The sequence below is a fragment of the Tenacibaculum sp. TB-53 genome (assembly GCF_059716285.2).
The window spans coordinates 2,098,244-2,118,672 of the sequence record NZ_CM202790.1; the positions used below are offsets into that span (position 1 = coordinate 2,098,244).

22 protein-coding genes and 2 tRNA genes are annotated in these 20,429 nt (G+C 31.7%); 14 read left to right on the forward strand and 10 right to left on the reverse strand.

Translation table 11 applies throughout. The features are described from left to right. The first annotated feature begins 51 nt into the window (after positions 1-51). The gene (locus AC3VJB_RS09555; protein WP_437823182.1) at positions 52-477 is read left to right on the forward strand and encodes an acyl-CoA thioesterase; all 426 of its coding nucleotides are present in this window, start codon (positions 52-54) and stop codon (positions 475-477) included. 39 nt (positions 478-516) lie between these two features. Here AC3VJB_RS09555 and AC3VJB_RS09560 read toward each other — a convergent pair whose 3' ends face one another. The 4 genes from AC3VJB_RS09560 to AC3VJB_RS09575 all read right to left on the reverse strand — a co-directional run bounded on the left by AC3VJB_RS09560 (position 517) and on the right by AC3VJB_RS09575 (position 3,006). Next, the gene (locus tag AC3VJB_RS09560; RefSeq protein ID WP_497667066.1) at positions 517-1,236 is read right to left on the reverse strand and encodes a tRNA1(Val) (adenine(37)-N6)-methyltransferase; all 720 of its coding nucleotides are present in this window, start codon (positions 1,234-1,236) and stop codon (positions 517-519) included. A 171-nt stretch (positions 1,237-1,407) separates the two neighbouring features. Next, positions 1,408-2,067, reverse strand: a complete 660-nt coding sequence (gene mnmC2 / locus AC3VJB_RS09565) for a tRNA (5-methylaminomethyl-2-thiouridine)(34)-methyltransferase MnmC2 (RefSeq protein ID WP_073181820.1) — start codon at positions 2,065-2,067, stop codon at positions 1,408-1,410. Between the two features lie 7 nt (positions 2,068-2,074). After that, positions 2,075-2,494, reverse strand: a complete 420-nt coding sequence (locus AC3VJB_RS09570; RefSeq protein WP_497667067.1) for a hypothetical protein — start codon at positions 2,492-2,494, stop codon at positions 2,075-2,077. Next, positions 2,494-3,006, reverse strand: coding sequence for a DUF4920 domain-containing protein (locus AC3VJB_RS09575; protein WP_047788586.1), 513 nt, complete (start codon positions 3,004-3,006; stop codon positions 2,494-2,496). The genes AC3VJB_RS09570 and AC3VJB_RS09575 overlap by 1 nt, the downstream gene beginning before the upstream one ends. A 120-nt stretch (positions 3,007-3,126) precedes the next feature. On the opposite strand from AC3VJB_RS09575, the gene AC3VJB_RS09580 reads away from it, so the two are divergent. Then, the gene (locus AC3VJB_RS09580; protein WP_159493316.1) at positions 3,127-4,176 is read left to right on the forward strand and encodes a branched-chain amino acid aminotransferase; all 1,050 of its coding nucleotides are present in this window, start codon (positions 3,127-3,129) and stop codon (positions 4,174-4,176) included. A 67-nt stretch (positions 4,177-4,243) separates the two neighbouring features. Continuing rightward, the gene (locus AC3VJB_RS09585; protein ID WP_497667068.1) at positions 4,244-5,125 is read left to right on the forward strand and encodes a TlpA family protein disulfide reductase; all 882 of its coding nucleotides are present in this window, start codon (positions 4,244-4,246) and stop codon (positions 5,123-5,125) included. Positions 5,126-5,169: 44 nt separating this feature from the next. Here AC3VJB_RS09585 and AC3VJB_RS09590 read toward each other — a convergent pair whose 3' ends face one another. Both AC3VJB_RS09590 and AC3VJB_RS09595 read right to left on the reverse strand, forming a co-directional pair. Then, positions 5,170-5,556 (reverse strand): pyrophosphohydrolase domain-containing protein, encoded by a 387-nt coding sequence (locus AC3VJB_RS09590; protein WP_047788588.1) that lies wholly within the window; start codon positions 5,554-5,556, stop codon positions 5,170-5,172. A gap of 385 nt (positions 5,557-5,941) precedes the next feature. Further along, positions 5,942-6,673, reverse strand: a complete 732-nt coding sequence (locus tag AC3VJB_RS09595; RefSeq protein WP_389862602.1) for an SDR family NAD(P)-dependent oxidoreductase — start codon at positions 6,671-6,673, stop codon at positions 5,942-5,944. Between the two features lie 39 nt (positions 6,674-6,712). Here AC3VJB_RS09595 and AC3VJB_RS09600 point away from each other — a divergent pair, with 39 nt between their 5' ends. Then, a complete protein-coding gene (locus AC3VJB_RS09600; protein WP_231128378.1) occupies positions 6,713-6,925 on the forward strand; it encodes a hypothetical protein in 213 nt (70 codons plus the stop codon). Positions 6,926-7,005: 80 nt separating this feature from the next. Here the strand turns inward: AC3VJB_RS09600 and AC3VJB_RS09605 are convergent, their stop codons facing one another. Both AC3VJB_RS09605 and AC3VJB_RS09610 read right to left on the reverse strand, forming a co-directional pair. Next, positions 7,006-9,039 (reverse strand): dipeptidyl-peptidase 3 family protein, encoded by a 2,034-nt coding sequence (locus AC3VJB_RS09605; protein ID WP_497667069.1) that lies wholly within the window; start codon positions 9,037-9,039, stop codon positions 7,006-7,008. 45 nt (positions 9,040-9,084) lie between these two features. After that, positions 9,085-9,645 (reverse strand): DNA-3-methyladenine glycosylase I, encoded by a 561-nt coding sequence (locus AC3VJB_RS09610; RefSeq protein ID WP_159614031.1) that lies wholly within the window; start codon positions 9,643-9,645, stop codon positions 9,085-9,087. Positions 9,646-9,744: 99 nt separating this feature from the next. On the opposite strand from AC3VJB_RS09610, the gene AC3VJB_RS09615 reads away from it, so the two are divergent. Both AC3VJB_RS09615 and sppA read left to right on the forward strand, forming a co-directional pair. Beyond that, positions 9,745-10,176 (forward strand): DUF6146 family protein, encoded by a 432-nt coding sequence (locus AC3VJB_RS09615; RefSeq protein ID WP_159493313.1) that lies wholly within the window; start codon positions 9,745-9,747, stop codon positions 10,174-10,176. A 65-nt stretch (positions 10,177-10,241) separates the two neighbouring features. Next, complete coding sequence (gene sppA, locus AC3VJB_RS09620) at positions 10,242-11,987, forward strand: signal peptide peptidase SppA (protein WP_281979800.1); 1,746 nt, start codon at positions 10,242-10,244, stop codon at positions 11,985-11,987. Positions 11,988-12,039: 52 nt separating this feature from the next. Here the strand turns inward: sppA and AC3VJB_RS09625 are convergent, their stop codons facing one another. Beyond that, the gene (locus AC3VJB_RS09625; RefSeq protein ID WP_497667070.1) at positions 12,040-12,804 is read right to left on the reverse strand and encodes a hypothetical protein; all 765 of its coding nucleotides are present in this window, start codon (positions 12,802-12,804) and stop codon (positions 12,040-12,042) included. 247 nt (positions 12,805-13,051) lie between these two features. Then, the gene (metK, locus tag AC3VJB_RS09630) at positions 13,052-14,305 is read right to left on the reverse strand and encodes a methionine adenosyltransferase (RefSeq protein ID WP_159614039.1); all 1,254 of its coding nucleotides are present in this window, start codon (positions 14,303-14,305) and stop codon (positions 13,052-13,054) included. 321 nt (positions 14,306-14,626) lie between these two features. On the opposite strand from metK, the gene trxA reads away from it, so the two are divergent. From trxA to AC3VJB_RS09670, 8 genes are all read left to right on the forward strand, one after another. Further along, positions 14,627-14,944: a thioredoxin gene (gene trxA, locus AC3VJB_RS09635; protein WP_028892415.1), complete on the forward strand. Its 318-nt coding sequence runs from the start codon at positions 14,627-14,629 to the stop codon at positions 14,942-14,944. Positions 14,945-15,014: 70 nt separating this feature from the next. Continuing rightward, the gene (locus AC3VJB_RS09640) at positions 15,015-15,935 is read left to right on the forward strand and encodes a DUF58 domain-containing protein (protein ID WP_073181843.1); all 921 of its coding nucleotides are present in this window, start codon (positions 15,015-15,017) and stop codon (positions 15,933-15,935) included. Positions 15,936-15,989: 54 nt separating this feature from the next. Beyond that, positions 15,990-16,063, forward strand: a tRNA-Asp gene (locus tag AC3VJB_RS09645). Between the two features lie 43 nt (positions 16,064-16,106). Further along, positions 16,107-16,180, forward strand: a tRNA-Asp gene (locus AC3VJB_RS09650). Positions 16,181-16,441: 261 nt separating this feature from the next. Then, the gene (locus tag AC3VJB_RS09655) at positions 16,442-17,266 is read left to right on the forward strand and encodes a prephenate dehydratase (protein ID WP_437823195.1); all 825 of its coding nucleotides are present in this window, start codon (positions 16,442-16,444) and stop codon (positions 17,264-17,266) included. Then, complete coding sequence (locus AC3VJB_RS09660) at positions 17,263-18,405, forward strand: pyridoxal phosphate-dependent aminotransferase (protein ID WP_437823197.1); 1,143 nt, start codon at positions 17,263-17,265, stop codon at positions 18,403-18,405. Before AC3VJB_RS09655 ends, AC3VJB_RS09660 begins: the two co-directional genes overlap by 4 nt. Further along, the gene (locus AC3VJB_RS09665) at positions 18,405-19,271 is read left to right on the forward strand and encodes a prephenate dehydrogenase (RefSeq protein WP_349264532.1); all 867 of its coding nucleotides are present in this window, start codon (positions 18,405-18,407) and stop codon (positions 19,269-19,271) included. The genes AC3VJB_RS09660 and AC3VJB_RS09665 overlap by 1 nt, the downstream gene beginning before the upstream one ends. A gap of 11 nt (positions 19,272-19,282) precedes the next feature. Next, the gene (locus AC3VJB_RS09670; RefSeq protein WP_047788598.1) at positions 19,283-20,365 is read left to right on the forward strand and encodes a bifunctional 3-deoxy-7-phosphoheptulonate synthase/chorismate mutase type II; all 1,083 of its coding nucleotides are present in this window, start codon (positions 19,283-19,285) and stop codon (positions 20,363-20,365) included. Positions 20,366-20,429 lie beyond the last annotated feature (64 nt).

The window sequence follows — 20,429 nt, forward strand, 5'->3', positions numbered from 1 at the left end:
AAAGTGCCTGAAATATTCTTTTCAGGCACTGATTATACTAACATATATAAAATGACCACAGAAGAAAAAATAGCAAAGTCGGAAACACGTATTTTCAAAGCCGTATTTCCAAATACAACCAATCATTATGACACCCTTTTTGGAGGAACCGCTATGCAACTAATGGATGAAGTTGCTTTTATTACAGCAACACGATTCTGCAGGCAAAAAGTTGTAACCGTAAGTAGTGATAAAATTGATTTTAAAAAGCCTATCCCTGCTGGAACTATTATTGAATTAGTAGGAAAAGTAAGTTATATAGGTAACAAAAGTTTAAAAGTTACTGTTAAAATTTTTACTGAACAGATGTACTCTCAACATAGAGAAAAAGCCATTGAAGGTGAATTCACCTTTGTTGCTATTGATGAAAATAAAACCCCTATTGCTGTCATAAAAACTGGCACTGAAGAACTACATTACTCACAAGAACATAACTAAAACTAAACAGAAATTTTGAAAATACAACCTCATAAAAGATTACATCTTCAAATAAAAATCTTTCGTAAGGTTAATATAGGCATCAGTGTACTGGTGCCTTTTTGTTTCTATTATCAACTCTTCTTCTTGGATTGTAGTCTCTACAAAGGACATTTCTAATAAACTACGTTTGATTTCAGTAGTAGGAGCTCCTTTTACTCGACAAACTCTGTGTAGGTATAAATTATGATTTTTAGCTAGTTCTATAAAGTTTTCTTCTTCTTTAAACGGTATAATAGTTGAAAACTTTCCATACTCCGACAATATTTCACTCACTCCTTTCAATAACTCTTCAAAAGATAATGAACTCGTAAAGCGCGCTTTGTTTCGCGATACATCTTCTGTTTCGTAGTTATCAGTATAAAATGGTGGATTGGATACAATTATATCATACTCTTCTTCATCTTCAGACATTTCTTCTGCAAATTCCACAAAAGAAGCATTGTAACAAAAGAGTCTATCTCCCCAATCAGACTGCTCAAAATTCTCAACCGTTTGCTCATAAGCGTTTGTATCAATCTCAACTGCATCAATAGTCATCGCATCACTTCGTTGTGCTAACATTAACGAAATGATTCCTGTACCAGAGCCAACATCTAATATTGTGTCTGGAAACTCTCCTAAATTACACCATGTTCCTAATAATACAGCATCAGTACCTATTTTCATCGCTGTTTTATCTTGATGCACTGTAAATTCTTTAAACTGAAATGGTTTCATTTATAAAAATTTTCCAAGAATTTTTTCTGCGTTGAAAAATAAGTACAACACAACAATTAATAAAACTACTAAAAACAACCCTCTTTTAGGATTCCCTCTTTTTCGATTACCGAAACGTCTTTTAAACTCCATTTCTTTATTTTCTAATTTCTACATTAATCACGTAAAATATCACGTTATAATTTTTGTTCCTCGTAACATTTCTCTTTTACCTGGAGGCCCGGGTAAACGCTCAACATCAAAACCTACTGCTTGCATTGCTCGTCGTACACTTCCCTTTGCTGAATAAGTTACTAAAACACCCTCTGGTTTTAACGCAGCAAACATAATTCTAAAAATATCCTCAGTCCACAAATCGGGTTGTACTCTTGCTCCAAAAGCATCAAAATAAATCAAATCAAAACTATTCTCATCGGTAATTTCAGCAAAAAATTGTTTGCGTTTAGTTAATGAAAAATTGGGAGTAATGTTGTGTTTTTCTTCCCAAGAAACTTCGTGAATTTTTTCAAAAAATTCTCTTTTATCATCGGCGTCCAACTCCGCAACATAATTTAATTTTGCTACTTCTTCTTTAGCTACAGGATATGCCTCTACTCCAACATAATCAATCTCCTTTTTAGCTTCCAATAACGTGATAAAAGAATTAAGTCCTGTACCAAAGCCTATTTCTAGAATAGAAACACTTTTAGTGTCTACATACTTCAGTCCATTTCTAATGAATACATGATATGCTTCTTGTATTGCTCCGTGTTTAGAATGATATTGTTCATTCCATTCTGGTAAATGAATGGTTGTAGAACCATCTGACGTTATGATAATTTCTCGTTTTATAACTAAACTATTTAATTAGTAATTTTTTAATCCTAGGTATTGGTCCAGTGCAAGTTGTTTTATGACAGGCAATACAACTATTTACAGCTTTGTTGAAATTTTGCTTTAAAGAATCTTTAGAACCAGAATATACTAATTGCATATTTTGAATATACAGTTTAGAAAAAGCTTCAAAACTTGCATTTCTATCTGCTGGGTCTGTTAAAACAGCATTATGAATATTCAAGTAAGTCTCAGGAAAGTCACCTATTGGCTCTCCTTCTAAAATCTTATTTTTAACGGTCATATTCCCTTCGTACATAGCATTCATTAAAGCTGCCATTTCAGAAGACTGATACATTATAAGTTCCTCTTTTGGTTGTTTCTTTTCCTCTTTGCAAGAAAAAAGCACCAAAGACATCAATAAAACAATAATTAATTGTTTCATTATTTTTTCATTAACACTCCATCTGCTTCAAAAGCATAGGTGTATTTTGGTTCTATAATTTTTGCTATTTCTTCTTCTGATTTTCCTGCATCTTTAGCATAATGTTTTAATTCATCAACAGAAATCTCAGTAACAAAAGCTTTACCGTTTACTACCACTTCTTTATTATCTGCATTTAAAGGCATGAAAAAACCATAATCTTTAAAACGTACCATTGATTCTTGTTCTTCACCTAAATCTAGCTTCATCCAACACCCTTTTTTCTTACATACTTCGTTTATTGTTGAAGTAAATTTTATGTTTAGAGTATCCCCTTTTTTTAAGTTTTTGAATTTTATTCGCATTTCTTCAGCAGAAATAGCATTGCTATCTGTAATCTCATCTCCAAAAGACGCATAGGCAATCTTTTGTTCTTTAATACCATTCGCAGCAGGAGCTGCATCTTTCTTTTCAGTTTTACAAGCACTAAACATTACGCTTAAAAGCGTAGCAAAAACTAGTAGTCTTTTCATTTTCAAAAAATTAAAATTAACATATCAACAAATATACTCATATTTCTTCAAGCTGGTAGTTAACCTCAAAACATACCACTAGATTTCGTATCTTCGTAGCACTTCTAAAACAATCACATAATGAATATTGATATTGAGCTTATACAAGAGTCTAAAATAAATACGGTAGATTTTAACAACTTAGCGTTCGGTCGCACTTTTACTGACCATATGCTAGTTTGTGACTTTGCTAATGGAGAATGGAAAACACCTAAAATTTTACCTTATGGACCTTTAACTTTTGAGCCTTCTGCTAGGGTTTTTCATTACGGGCAAGCTGTTTTTGAAGGAATGAAGGCTTATAAAGATGAAAATAATGATGTCTTTTTATTCCGTCCAGATGAAAATTTTCATAGAATTAATAAATCTGGGGCTCGTTTAGCAATGCCTCCAGTTCCTGAAAATGTATTTTTTGAAGGGTTAAAAAAACTTCTTGAGATAGATGATGCATGGATTAAGAAAGGAATAGGAAACTCGTTATATATTCGTCCGTTTATTATTGCTTCAGAAGGAGCTATTGCTGCTTCACCTGCTGAAGAATATAAATTCATAATTATTTGCTCACCTGCTCAATCATATTATGCTGGTGAAGTTAGAGTACTATTTGCTGAAGAATACAGTCGTTCTGCTGACGGTGGTGTTGGTTTTGCTAAAGCGGCTGGTAACTATGCTGCGCAATTTTACCCTACTAGTTTAGCACATAAGGAAGGGTATCAACAAATTATTTGGACTGATGCAAACACCCACGAATACCTTGAAGAAGCAGGTACAATGAATATCTTTTTTAGAATAGGTAATAAACTTATAACTGCTCCTACTAATGATAGAATTTTAGATGGTGTTACTCGTAAATCAATTATTCAACTTGCAAAAGATTATAATATAGATATTGAAGTTAAAAGAGTTTCAGTTGCTGAAATTAAAGAAGCTGCTAGGCAAGGTGAACTGTTGGAAATTTTTGGTTCTGGTACTGCTGCTGTTATAAATCCTATAAAAGGATTTAAACACCAAAACGAAACTTTTGAATTACCTGAAACAAATGATTCTTATGCTTCTTTCTTTAAAGAAAAACTACTCAACATTCAGTATAACAAATTAGAAGACAAGCACAACTGGAGAGTTAAAATTTAATCATTTCATTTAAAAAAGCTATATTAGTAAACGGAATTAAGTTATTTTAATAAAAAATTCTAAAGAAATGAGAAATATTATACCTGCTTTATTATCAATAGGAGTTGGTTTTGTTATTTCATTTTTTGGATTGGATTTCTATTCTAATTCATTAGAAAATGAAAATAATATCATAGCCCAAAGTAATAAAATTACTTCTTCTAAAGAAGACACTCCTGAAGAGCCCTTATCTGTTGATAATTCCTCAACAGGTTCTTTTTCCGTTGACATTGAAGACATTCAAAAGAACTTTGATAACTGGGAAGCTTATGCAAAGGAAAACATTGATTTAATGTCTACCTTTATTCCTCTAGATGATGAAGGTGCAGCTATGGAAAAAGGTATCTTTTTAACCTTACTACGCACAGGCGCTTATATTCCGATTAAATCGGAAAAAAAAGGTAAAGTACAATACCAGCTTACTGGTATTGATGCTTCTTCTGATGAAAAAATAAAAAAATCAATCGTTAGTAAGGCTTCAATAGCACATCAATATTTTAAGATGGAAGGCAAAAAACTTCCTGATTACAATTTTGTTGATTTAAATGGTAACGCTCACAATAAATCGGATACAAAAGGAAAATTATTAGTACTAAAATGCTGGTTTATTACATGTAAGGTATGTGTAGAAGAGTTTCCTGAATTAAATGAACTGGTTGATAAATACAAGGATGATAAAATAGAATTTGTTAGTTTGGCTTTTGATAAAAAAGATGAATTGATTAAATTTTTAGAAACTAAAGAATTTAAATACCCTACTATTCCTGAACAAAAGGATTATATGGCTAAGAAACTAAAGGTTAAACAATATCCTACACATTTAATTGTAGATGCTAATGGTATTATTATTAAAATGGTTAATAATGTAAAAACATTAACATCAGAATTAGAAAGAATTATGGGTAAATAAATAGAAAAACAAAATGTAAAAAAGCTCCTTATTAAGGAGCTTTTTTATTTATCTAAAATTTCTTTAATGTTTGGTTTAAAGTAATTTGGTCCTTTCAGTACTTTACCATCTTCACGATAAATAGGCTTACCGTCTTCTCCTAACTTACTCATGTTGCTTCGTTGTATTTCATTGAATACTTCTTCTATTTTATGTTGCATACCGTGTTCTATTATAGTTCCACATAAAATATACAACATATCGCCTAAAGCGTCTGCTACCTCAACCAAATCGTTATTTTGTGCAGCTTCTAAATACTCTTCATTTTCTTCTTTCATTAAATTATAGCGAAGTAAGTTTCGTTCTTCTCCAATGTTTGCTGTTGGTTCATTTTTTATTCCTAACCCGAAAGCTGAATGAAATTCGTGTACTGCTGCTATTCTTTTTTTCATTATAGTTATGATTTTAATTCAATAATTATTAGTCAATAATGTTTTTATTTATATCATCATTTGACACATTTTATGGTTTTACCATACTTTTTTAGTTTTTTTTATTCCTTTATATATTTTAAGTTATTTAACTTTAAGAAACTCAAAAAAAATAAATTATGTAAAAGAGATCTCTAAATTAGGTTCAACCCTAAATAAAACTGAACAAAAATTAATAAACGGTGGTACAGGTCGACCTTTACCCTGTAGCTCTGCCCCAACTTATTACAATGGATATTGTTACTTATGTGGTGAACAATACGAGATAGGCTCTAGTTACTGTTAGAATTAATAGAAAAGCGGACTTGTTTCGCTTTTTTGTTTACACTTTAACTTATCTAAAGTATTATGTTGCCATTTTTAAAATTCTTGCTGGTACTATTTTTAGTACCCAAGCTATTAACCTCCATCTTTTTGAGATATAAGCTACTCGTTTTTTTCGTTTTATTGCTACATAAATTTGATTAACTGCTTTTTCTAGAGGAACCATCCAAAAAATACCATCACCTAAAGCCATTGCTGTATCAACAAACCCCGGACGGATATCTGTAATAAAAACTTTTTTTGTTTTAATAGATTTTGTTTTGATATACAAACTCTCTAAATACGCTTTTTGATATGCTTTAGAAGAGAAATAATCTGGTGCTGCTCTATTTCCACGTAGTGAAGCGATAGAAGAAATACCAACTAAATGACCAAAACCTTGTTTTTTAAACAATTTATAAGCTAATGCATATAATTTTGTTACACCTAAAACATTCGTGTTTATAGTTTGCTCTTGTTTATCCCAGTCTAACTTTGGGTTTACAAATCCAACTCCTGAAGATTGTATCACCAAATGAACTTCTCCTAATTCATTTACTAACTCATTAAACACTTTTTCTACCTCATCTACTTGTTGGATATCATTTTGCTTAATAAGTATTTGGTTAGAATACCTCTTCTTTAACTCTTCCAATTTTTCGAGCCTTCTCCCGGTTACCGCTACGATATAATTTTCTTGTATTAGTTTTTCTACAAGTCCTTTTCCAATACCAGAAGTGCCTCCAAAAATAATTGCTGTTTTAGTTTTTTTCATTCTAAAATCATTCTTTAACTTTGCTAAAAATACAATTTTATGTTTATACTTATTGCTGCAAAAATGTTTACTACAGGTAGAATTATTTTTGCGAGTTTATTTGTTATAGCTTTTATTCTTTTAATGTATTTTAGTTATAAAAAAGATGCTAAAAACAATAAAAAGCATTATCAAAATGGAGCTTTATACGTTGCCATAGCAATAGCGGTAGTAATTGCGTTATTGTTTTTATCAAAATTATTAACTAAATAATAAAACTCTTAAGAGTTTCTTATAAAAGCAAAAAACCGATTCTTTTCAGAATCGGTTTTTTTATTCAAGCTTATAACTTTTTAATTTTTTATTGGTAAGAAGTTATAGTTTTTAGCGTAGAACTTCATTTGCTCTTCAAACGTTTCTGGTTGCTTAATCTTAATATCAGTAATATTTCCTTCAGTATCAGTTACTGGCTCTAATACTGGATTTACAAATCCGCTATAAGGAGCTGATGTAAATTGAGCATTACGATCTAAAACTTCTTTATGAATATCTTGATCTACTTTTACTCCATAACCTTCCACTAATGCTTTTGCCGCTTCAAAATCTCCTTCAGATTTAATTCTTTGTGTTTCTTTTAATAAACGTCCGAAAATTTCACGAAGCTTCTCATAATCGTTAATATTATAAAAAGTTTTTCCATCTCTGGTAACTTTTTCAATTACATTATCTTTCGCTCCTTGCTCAAAAGCCCAAGCTGAAACCCATTGACGGTTTACCATGTGATCTTCTTCAATATCGTCTCCTAAATTAATTCTAATTAACTGTGTCATTAATCCATTTCTGATATACCCGTCATAAGCAGCTTTTCCTACTTTTTGCCAATCATCAACTAATCCTAATTCTTGTAATTTAGGATCCATTAAGTAATAAAGTCCAACTAAATCAGCTCTACCCTCTTCCATTGTAGAAGCGTAGTTTTTCAAAGTTTCTTTTGGTTGACCAACTCCGTCGTTAATTACACCTGAAGCATGCCCAATTACCTCGTGTAATGCCGTGTGTAATTTATCTGCTAACTTCCCATATTTAATCTCTAAATCAATTTCTTCTTGATCGTTAGCAAACTCTGTTAAACGTCCAGTTCCTCCAGCATTATTATAAGATCCTATGATATTTCCTAACGATACCGATTTAGAACCGTGTTGTTGACGAATCCAGTTATTGTTTGGCAAATTCACTCCAATTGGAGTACTTGGAGATGCATCTCCTGCTTCACCAGCAACATTTACTGTTTTATACGAAACCCCTACAACATCTTTCTTTTTGTGACTTGGATCTAACGGAGAATTATCTTCAAACCATTGTGCATTGTCTGATAATACTTTCATCTTTTTAGACATATCAAAGTCTTTGATTTGTACAATTGTTTCGTACGAACCTCTATACCCTTTAGGATCATTATAAACTTCAATAAAACCATTAATCCAATCAATATTTCCTTCTGTAGATTCAACCCAAGCAATTGCATATTCATCCCAAGTATGTAAATCTCCTGTTTTATAGTATTCGATTAATAACTCTAAGGTTTTTGCTTGCTTTTCATTTTCTGCTACTTCTTTAGCTTTTTCTAACCAATAAATAATTTTATCGATTGCTTGTCCGTACATTCCACCAGACTTCCAAACTTTCTCCACTAGTTTTCCATTCTCACGAACTAGCTTCGAGTTTAATCCTGCCTCAATTGGTTGCCCTTCTGGTCCTTTATCAGCTTTCGCATAAAAGTCTTCTACATCTTTACTTGTAATATCTGCTCCGTAAAAATTTACTGCTGATGCTAATACATTATCCACTCCAGCTTTCTTGTTTACTTTTTTAGCATCTTTATCATTAAAAATAACTTCTAATGCTTCCGTAGATAACTCAGTATTAGTTTCTTTTAACAACGTTTCTAAATACTCTTTAGAAAATGTAGGTTTTAACTTATCGTTAGAGTAATGATGATGGATTCCGTTAGAAAACCACACTCTTTTCAAATAGGTAGTGAATCCTTTAAAATCTTCACTTTCTTTATCTCCTTTGAAGCTATTGTTAATATTTTCTAAAGCAGCTCTAATTTCTAGATTATGACGGTAGTTTTGATCCCACATAATATCACGTCCAGATAAACCAGCTTGTGTTAAATAGTACACTAATTTTTTTTCTTTTAGTGTTAACTCATCAAACCCAGGAATTTGATAACGTAACACTTTTATATCAGCAAATTGCTCAACAACATATTCAAATTCTTTTGCCTTTTTTTCTACTACTTTAGGCTCTTTTTTTGCGTCTACACCACAAGAAGTTAACACTCCTGCTGCTGCAAACACAAAAAGCATTTGTTTTAGTTTCATTTATATATTTTTAAATTTATTTTTTGAACGCTAAAATTACGAAATTTAAACTTCATGATATCGGAAACAGTCGGTTGTATGGTCGTTAACCATTCCTGTCGCCTGCATATGTGCATAAATTACTGTTGAACCTACAAACTTAAATCCTCGTTTTTTTAAATCTTTTGAAATTGCATCGGAAAGCTCTGTTGTTGCCGGTACTTCTTCTCTCTTTTCAAACTTATTCACTATCGGTTGTCCATTAGTAAAAGCCCAAATATATTTTGAAAACGTACCAAACTCTTCTTGTACTTTCATAAAAGCCTGAGCATTGGTTATAGTCGCTTTTATCTTTAATTTATTTCTTATAATTCCAGCATCTTGAAGCAATTCTTCATATTTGTCTTCAGAGTATTTTGCTATTTTTTTATAGTCGAAATTATCAAACGCCTTTCTAAAGTTTTCTCTTTTCTTCAAAACTGTAATCCAACTCAAACCTGCTTGAAAAGTTTCTAATATTAAAAACTCAAACAGCTTATCGTCATCATATACAGGCACTCCCCATTCATTATCGTGATACTCAATATATAGTGGGTCATCACTAACCCAAAAACATCTTTTCTTCATTTTCTATTATTTAATGCTGAAAATTACTGTTAAACAAATTAAAAATCAATGAAAAATGGAATAATTTTTGCAACTTTATAATTATAAATCATACTGATTATGAAAACCTTACAACGCATTCTTTTTCTTAGCATTATTGGAATTATGATATGGGCTTGCAGTTCCTCGCCTATAAAAAATACTTCTAACACTCCTAAAGAGGAACCAGTTGTAATTGCTAATGATAGTTTAGAATATGAAATTATAATTATAGACCCTGGTTTTACTACCTATTTAAACAGCATTGCTAAACCCGAAGGATTTTATTCACAACAATACCTCGAAAATAAAAACCGTTTGTATGTAAACACATGGAATTATCGAGCTAGGAATCCTTTACAATTTAATTCAAACATTTATGAAAATGTAATTGATTATAGTCCACACGTTGATTATGGCTATGAAGTAAATTATAAACTTTTTAATTATTTTGAGTTCGCTCAACGAAAATACCGCATGAACTTGGGGGTAGGAATAAATCGCTGGAACTAGCAATATCTTAGTATAAGGCATCTTTCTAAAAACTGTATATTTGCTCAAAAAATTAATCATATAACATGAAGTTTTTAAGAAATTTACTTGCCTCTGTTCTAGGCTTTTTCATTGCCTTATTTTTACTGTTTGTATTCTTTTTTGCTATAGCTGCTATTGTAGGAGCTGAAGAAAAAATTGTTGTAAAATCAAACTCAGTTTTAGAATTAGACTTATCAACCCCTATTAAAGATTATGCTCCAAAAGAAGACAATCCTATTGCTGAAGCTCTAGAACTAACAGATGAAAAATTGGCTTTAAACAAAATTATCAACGCTATTGAAAATGCAAAAACTGATGATAAAATAAAAGGAATAAGTATTAAAACACCTTTTGTTAATGCTGGTATTGCCCAAACACAAGCCATACGAAACAAAATTGAAGAGTTTAAAGAAAGTGGTAAGTTTGTATATGCATATAATGACATTTATACTCAAAAAAATTACTACCTAAGCTCTGTTGCTGACAGTTTATTCTTAAACCCAGTAGGAGCTATTGACTTTAGAGGTTTATCTACCGAAATTTTATATTTCAAAGACTTTGAAGACAAATATGGTATTAAAATGGAGGTTATTCGTCACGGAAAATATAAAAGTGCAGTTGAACCTTTCTTGGAAAATGAAATGAGCGAAGCTAACCGCGAACAAACCACTTCATTTTTAAAATCAATTTGGTCAGAAATCACAGATGATATTAGTAAGAGTAGAAACATTTCTATTGAAAAACTAAACCTTATTGCTGATAATTCTAATGGAAGAAATATTACTGTAGCAAAAGAAAATAATTTAATAGATGCTTCTATTTACGAAGATGAATACGAAAAGAAGTTAGCTATGGGTTCTGATAAGAAAGTAAATACTATTTCTATTGAAGACTACATAAACTCTGGAAAAGGAAGAATTTCTTCTACTGCTAAAGATAAAATCGCCGTGATTTATGCACAAGGTGATATTGTGTATGGAGAAGGAAGCGAAGACTATATAGGACAAGGAATTATAAACAAAGCTATCAGAAAAGCCCGAAAAGATGATAATGTAAAAGCTATCGTACTTCGCGTAAATTCACCTGGAGGTAGTGCTTTAGCCTCTGAATTAATTTGGCGTGAACTAGAATTAACAAAAAAAGAAAAACCTTTAGTAGTTTCTATGGGTAACTATGCAGCTTCTGGAGGTTACTATATTGCTTGTAATGCTAACAAAATTATTGCAGAACCTACTACAATTACAGGATCTATTGGGGTTTTTGGAGCCATTCCTAACTTTAGTCAATTTACCGATAATATTGGTATCAATGCAGAACAAGTATCTACTAACAACAGCGCTTCTTATAGTGTTTTTGAGCCAATGAACCAGAAATTCTACGATGTAACTAAAGAAGGTGTTGAACAAATCTACACTACTTTTGTTAACCGTGTTTCTGCAGGGCGTAACATGACTTTTGAGCAAGTTAATGAAATAGCTCAAGGTAGGGTTTGGACTGGTAAAGAAGCTATTGAAAATGGCTTAGTAGATCAATTAGGAGGATTAAATGACGCCATTAAAGTTGCCGCTGAATTAGCAGAAGTTCAAAATTTTAGAGTTCGTAATTACCCTAATTACAAAACTGACTTAAAAGAGGCTCTAAAATTCTCTCCATTCATGAAAGCTTCAAAAGAAGAAATACTTAAAGAAACTTTAGGTGATGAAAATTACCAATTATACCATAATATTCACAAAATGAAAAACCTAAAAGGAATTCAAGCTAGAATACCCTTTGTATTACAAGTGAAATAAAAAAGAAAAGCCTCGACAATGTCGAGGCTTTTTTTAGTTTTAATAATTTAGTTTATTCGTAACTATAAGTAGTATTTATAGCAATTGATTCTTCACCAGCAACAGCTACTCCTTTTCCTATTAAAGGGTACCCATCCGAATCATAAGTATAATCTACCGTTAAAGTACCTATAACACTATCATCTGCATCTTTATAGATAATTTTCGTTACGTTATTTAACGGCAATAATCTTCTAGCTTTAATTGCTTCTGATGCTTGAGGACTTACACCAAAACTAACATCAACTCCATCTAAAATTTCAATAAGCCCAGCAGATTCTAAAGTAGAAAAATACATATTTGGCTTATTGTCATAAAATATTTCTGCTGTATAATTTTCAACAACATTCATTTCAGTTTCCCAATCATAAACCTCAACTTGAAATAAAACTTTACTAGGATTTTTGTTAGAATCATATTCTAATGCCATTCCTGTTTCATAAATATTATATGGTGATTGATACAACTCTTCTATTGAAAGGCTTTCTGAAAGATCGCTGTCTTCTGTCACCTTAATAGTACTCCCGTCATTGCTATAGTTTATTAAAGTAGCGTCTGTTCCATTTGTTCCAGAAACACTTACCAATTCTTTTTCAGCATTATAAATAAACTGTGTAGTAATTGTTTCATTTTCTTGATTTGTCGCTGCAACAGTTTTTAATCTTTTCTTTTTAGCTTCTCCGTTAACTTCATCAAAATCGTCTGAAGCAGAGCTACTACATGAGGTTAATAATGCTACTCCTAATCCAATAGCAAAAACATACTTTAATTTTTTCATTTTTTGTGATTTTTAATGAACTCATTTTTATTGTTCAAGCAAAAACTAAGTATTTCCCTCTACATAAAATCTTTAAGACAATTAATAGAAATGAGTAAAAGAAGATAACAGCAATTTTTAGCAATTTGAAAAATATAAAAAACAAGTTCGGTTTATATTGTTTTTAAATTTCATACAAAAATAGCTGTATAAAAAAATACCTGCAATAAAATTACAGGTATTTTTCACTATGTTTTTATTTCGTTTATTACAAACCGAAACTCTCTTTTACTTTAGACACATAATCTAATTTTTCCCAAGTAAACAATTCAACTTCCATTGTTTTACTTTCTCCATTAGGTTGTGTAAATGTTTTAGAAACTACTTCATTTTTTCTTCCCATATGCCCGTAAGCTGCTGTTTCACTATACATTGGATTACGTAACTTTAAACGATCTTCAATAGCGTGTGGACGCATGTCAAAAATTTCAGAAACTTTTTGAGCAATTTCTCCATCAGTTAAATCCACTCTTGAAGTTCCATAAGTATCTACAAAAATACCCATCGGTTCTACTACTCCAATAGCATACGATACTTGTACTAAAACCTCATCAGCCACTCCAGCAGCTACTAAATTCTTAGCTATATGACGTGTTGCATACGCTGCAGAGCGATCTACTTTACTTGGATCTTTTCCAGAAAATGCTCCACCACCATGCGCTCCTTTTCCTCCATAAGTATCAACAATAATCTTACGGCCTGTTAACCCTGTATCTCCATGAGGTCCACCAATTACAAACTTTCCTGTTGGATTAATATGATATTTAATATCATCATTAAATAGCGCTTGAATTTCTGGAGTTAACTGTGCTTTTACTCTAGGAATTAAAATCTCAACAATATCTTTTCTAATTTTAGCTAACATTGTTTCATCATCAGCAAAATCATCATGTTGAGTAGAAACTACAATTGCCTCAATGCGTTGCGGTACGTTATCGTCAGAATACTCAATAGTTACCTGACTTTTAGCATCTGGACGTAAATAAGTAATTTCCTTATTCTCTCTACGGATTGCTGCTAATTCCTTTAAAATTATATGTGATAAATCTAACGCTAACGGCATATAATGCTCAGTTTCGTTTGTCGCATAACCAAACATCATTCCTTGATCACCTGCTCCTTGCTCTTCTTTTGAAGCTCTATCTACTCCACGGTTAATATCATCTGACTGTTCATGAATTGCTGATAACACTCCACAAGAATTACCGTCAAACATATACTCACCTTTGGTATATCCAATTTTATTAATTACCTCACGAGCAATTTTTTGAACATCTAAGTAAGTAGAAGACTTAACTTCTCCTGCTAATACTACTTGACCAGTTGTTACTAATGTTTCACATGCTACTTTTGAATTTGAATCAAAAGCTAAAAAATTATCTATTAGAGCATCAGATATTTGATCTGCTACTTTATCTGGATGTCCTTCAGAAACACTTTCTGAAGTAAAAAAATATGACATAAATACTTTTTTTTTTAATTTAACTAAAAGAAAAAATCTGAATTGCTAAGTCGCTAAAAGGAGTAGAAATTACTGCTTTAGCATTTTTATTTTGAATCATTGTTCAATGAGGTTGCAATCAGTCAAATTTTTCCTCAAAATATATTTGACAAAGTTATAGATTATTTTACATACACAAAAACAAACTTACACGTAAATAAATAGAAAGTATTGATATTATGATAATAAAAAGTAATTTTTGTAAAATTGTATTGGTAAAATATTTGTTTACATTTGTACGTAAATAAATAAGAAAATAACTTTAGATAAAACATAAATAAAATGGCATTAGAAATTACAGATGCTTCTTTCGAAGAAGTAGTATTAAAATCTGACAAACCAGTATTAGTAGATTTTTGGGCAGCTTGGTGTGGACCTTGTAGAATGGTATCTCCTATCGTTGATGAAATTAGTAATGAATACGATGGTAAGGCTGTAGTTGGAAAAGTAGATGTAGATGCAAACCAAGAATTTGCCGCTAAGTATGGTGTAAGAAACATACCAACTGTATTAATCTTCAAAAACGGAGAAGTTGTAGACAAACAAGTTGGTGCTGCTCCAAAAAAAGCATATACAGATAAAATTGATGCTGCTTTATAAGTAAAGATATTATTTGATATTATAAAAAAGGTTTGGCTATCGCCAAACCTTTTGTTATTTTCGGTAATCTATGATTGATTTAAACAGTACTGCTTCAAAAATTAACAACCTTGAGCTACTTGCTAAACAAGTGGTAGAAGGCTTTATTACAGGAATGCATAAAAGTCCATTTCACGGATTTTCAGTTGAATTTTCTGAACACAAACTCTACAACAAAGGAGAAAGTACTCGACATATAGATTGGAAGCTATTTGCCAAAACTGAAAAATTGTACACTAAAAAGTACGAAGAAGAAACGAATCTTAGATGTCATATAATCATTGATAATTCTGCGTCGATGCATTATCCTCCAAGCAATAATGAATCAATAAATGATTTAAATAAGATTGGTTTCTCTGCAGTAGCAGCTGCCTCTTTAATGGATATCTTAAAGCGACAACGTGATGCTGTTGGTTTAAGTATTTACTCTGACACTTATGAATACTATGCTCCAGAAAAAGGTAGTGAACGTCATCGTAAAATGTTATTACATCAATTAGAGCATTTATTATCATCTAATTCTACTTCAAATACAAAAACCTATCAATACTTACATGAAATAGCAGAGAAGATTCATAGAAGGTCTTTAATTTTCTTATTTACCGATATGTTTCAAACTTCAAAGAATGAAGAAGAACTTTTTAATGCTTTAAGACATCTAAAATTTAATAAACATGAAGTAGTATTGTTTCATACATATGATAAAAAAACAGAATTTTTGTTTGATTTTGACAACTCACCAAAAAAATTTGTGGATGTTGAAACTGGAGAAGAAATAAATTTATACGCAGAAAATGTACAGCAAAAATATCAAGAATTGAGCTCCTTTTTTTTCAAGAACCTAAAAAACAAATGCTTACAATACAAAATAGATTACATTCCTGTAGATATTAGTGAAGGTTATGATAAAGTGCTTATAGCTTATCTTATCACTAGACAGAATTTTTTATAAATAACTCTTTTTTATTTAAAAAAAGATTATATATTTGCATCCGCTTAGAGCAACGGTCTGGTAGTTCAGCTGGTTAGAATACATGCCTGTCACGCATGGGGTCGCGGGTTCGAGTCCCGTCCAGACCGCTAAAGTTTCTCTAAAAACATATAACATATTGCTTAAAGCAACGGTCTGGTAGTTCAGCTGGTTAGAATACATGCCTGTCACGCATGGGGTCGCGGGTTCGAGTCCCGTCCAGACCGCAAAAAGCTTCTCAAAATGAGAAGCTTTTTTATTTTTTACACTTTTTTTTAAAAAAATTTGGTTTAGTTAAATTTATTTCTAAGATTTGTTCCGTACAAAAAACACAAATACAATGATGTTACAAAACGTATGGCAAGGTTTCTATTTTTACTTTTACTTTTTTAGTAAGAGACGAGACTTTGTATCATATTGTTAACCTAACAAAAAATATATACCCAATCAAAGTCTCGAATTTATCGAGGCTTTTTTTTTGATGTAAAATGAAAAAAATAGCCATTCAAGGAATACAAGGAAGCAACCACCATATTGTTGCAAACAACTACTACGGAGAAAACATCGACTTACACGAGTGCTTATCTTTTGACGTATTGGTTGATAGCCTTATTAATTCAAGAAGTGAGCAAGCAATTATGGCTTTAGAAAACACCATAGCAGGCTCAATCATACCCAACTATGCCCTAATTGACAAGTACAATTTGCATATTTCTGGTGAGTATTACTTGTCTATACATCATCATTTAATGGCGTTACCTGACCAACGAATTGAAGACATCACTGAGGTTTGTTCGCATCCAATGGCATTACTACAATGTAAAGAATTTTTCAAACAACATAAGCACATCAAGTTAGTTGAAGATGTTGACACTTCCGCTGTTGCAAAAAGAATCGCGGATCAACAATTAAAAGGAGTTGCAGCAATTGCACCTAAAATGGCTGCTGATATTTTTAAATTATCAGTTATTGAAGATGAAATTCAAACGATTAAAAATAATGCTACTCGATTTGTATTTCTTCAAACAAGTCTTCCAAAAAATGGTAAAAGTGAAATCAATAAAGCTTCATTAAAGTTTGAACTAGATCACAAAAGAGGAAGTTTAGCTACAGTGCTAAATGTAATGAGCGACTGTAAATTAAACCTTACTAAAATACAATCGTTACCCAAAATCGAGACACCTTGGAAGTACTCTTTTTTCGTAGATGTAACTTTTGAAAAATATGAAGATTACGAAAAAGCAAAAGCCATCATACAAATTATGGCAGAAGAATTTAAAATATTAGGCGAATACAAAAGCGGAAGATTATGATACAGTTTGCCAATCGATTACAAACCGTGCAAGAATACTACTTCTCTAAAAAATTACAAGAAGTACGTCAATTAATTTCAGAAGGTAAACCAATTATAAATATTGGAATCGGTAGTCCTGATTTACAGCCTCCAACATCAGTATTAAAAGCTATTCAAGATAGCTTACAAGATAACGGAGCACATAGTTATCAGAGTTATCAAGGTTTACCTGAATTTAGACAAGCTGTTTCAAATTTTTATCAGAATAACTATCAAGTTAGCATTAATCCTGCTAACGAAGTACTACCTTTAATGGGAAGTAAAGAAGGAATTATGCATATTTCATTAACTTTTTTAAATGAAGGAGATCAGGTATTAATTCCTAATCCAGGGTATCCGACCTATAGTTCTGTGACCAATTTATTAGGAGGAGAACCTATTTTTTACGAGTTAGAAGAAGCAACTAACTGGCAACCTAACTTTGAAGCTTTGGAAAAACTCGATACTTCAAAAATAAAGTTGATGTGGGTAAATTATCCACACATGCCAACAGGTGCTGATGCTACCAAAGAAACCTTTCAAAAATTGATTGACTTTGGAAAAAAACATAACATAGTTATTGTAAATGACAATCCGTATAGCTTTATATTGAATGAACACCCTCAAAGTATTTTACAAATTGAAGGCTCAAAAGATGTTGCTTTAGAATTAAACTCAGTAAGTAAATCTTTTAACATGGCTGGATGGCGTGTTGGAATGTTATTAGGCAAACCTGAATTCTTAACTGAAATTTTAAAAGTAAAAACTCAAATGGATTCAGGTATGTTTTATGGAATTCAGAAAGGAGCTACCAAAGCATTAGAACTAGATAAGGATTGGTTTACTCAACTAAACAACACCTATAAAAAAAGGCAAAAACTAGTGTTTGAGTTAGCAGAAAAATTAGGATGTACCTACGATAAAAACGCATCTGGAATGTTTGTTTGGTGCAAACTTCCTGATGGAAAAACATCTGAAGAAATGATTGATGATTTACTATATAATAAACACATCTTCGCTGCTCCAGGAACCATTTTTGGTAATCAAGGAGAAGGCTATATTCGTTTCTCATTATGCGTTCCAGAAAAAAAAATTAACGAAGCAATCAACAGAATATAATGAACGTATTTATCATAGGACTAGGATTAATCGGCGGAAGTTTTGCCTTAGATATTCAGCTAGGATTTAAAAATGCTACTATCTACGGAATAGATTCCAACGAAGAGCATGGAGACCTTGCTTTAGAGAAAAGGATTATCCATCAAAAAGCAACTTTTTCAGAGTTGAAAAATGCAGATATAGTCATTATTGCTATTCCTGTTGATGTTTCACGAGAGATTATTTTGAAAACATTGGATAATATCTCTGATACTTGTTTGGTTTTCGATGTAGGTTCGACTAAAGAACTAATTTGTGATGCCGTTAAAAACCATCCGAAAAGAAGAAATTTTTTAGCAACACACCCTATTGCTGGAACTGAGTTTTCAGGACCAAATGCAGCATTGACAAATTTATTTAGAAATAAAACTAATATTATTTGTGAGGTAGAAAAAACAGCTTTCAAATTACAGGAAAAAGCATTAGATATATTTTCAAAATTAGGAATGCGTATTCGATACATGGATCCAAAATCGCACGATAAGCATATAGCCTATGTATCACATTTATCACATATCAGCTCTTTCATGTTAGGTAAAACAGTTATTGAAAAAGAGAAAAACGAGCGTGATATTTTTGATATGGCTGGTAGTGGATTTGCTTCTACTGTGCGTTTAGCAAAAAGCTCACCAGCAATGTGGACACCTATTTTTGAGCAAAATAAAGAAAATGTTATTGAGTCTCTGAATGAATATATTCATAACTTACAACAATTCAAAACTTTATTAGAAAACAACGATTTTCCAGAAATCTATATAGAAATGGAAAACACCAATCATATAAAACAAATATTAAATGGAATTTTAGAGGGAATACCTCAACAATAAGAATATCAAAAATGGAGAATACAAAAGAGTTAAAAAAATGGTTAGATGCTTTCGGGTTAGGGCATCCACTAGTAATTGCAGGACCTTGTAGCGCCGAAACAGAAGAACAAGTACTACAAATTGCACACGAATTAAAAGATACAGATGCTACTGTTTTAAGAGCTGGAATTTGGAAACCTCGTACAAGACCAGGTAATTTTGAAGGTGTGGGTGCTTTAGGGCTAAAATGGTTACAAAAAGCAAAGCAAGAAACAGGAATGTTAATTGCTACTGAAGTAGCCAACAAAGATCACGTAAAACTTGCAATTGAGCACGACGTAGACATCTTATGGATTGGTGCTCGCACTACCGTAAGTCCTTTTATTGTTCAAGAAATAGCAGATGCTTTAGAGGGTACAGATAAAATTGTTTTAGTAAAAAACCCTGTAAACCCCGATTTACCATTGTGGTTAGGTGCCATAGAACGCTTGTACGCTAAAAACATTAAAAAACTAGGGGTTATCCATAGAGGATTCTCTACTTATGAAAAAACAAGGTACCGTAACAACCCTGAATGGCAAATTCCTATTGAATTGCAAAACCGTTTTCCTGATTTACCACTGATTTGTGATCCGTCACACATCGCTGGTCGTCGTGATATTATTTTCGATGTTTGTCAAACTGCCTTAGATTTAAACTTTGATGGTTTAATGGTTGAAACTCATTACGATCCAGATAATGCATGGAGCGATGCAGCTCAGCAAATTACTCCTAAATCATTAATTCAAATGATGATTGATTTAAAAGTTAGAAAAGCCACGGATACAGAAACTGAGTACAGAAATGCTTTAAATACGCTACGTACTCAAATTGACGTAGTAGATCATCAACTCATTGAAATGTTAGGAAAGCGTATGAAAATAGCAGACTCAATTGGTCAGTTAAAAAAAGAGAAAAACGTCGCTATTTTACAAACTAAACGGTGGAATGAGATACTAGGCAAAATGATTTTAGAAGGTGATGAACGTGGTTTAAGTGAAGAGTTTGTACTTAAAATGTTCAAAGCAATACATCAAGAAAGTATTAATCATCAAGAAAAAATTATCAACAACTAAATATTAAATCCCGCAAAAGCGGGATTTTTACATTGAGTTTTCTAATTTATTCTCATCTTTGTTT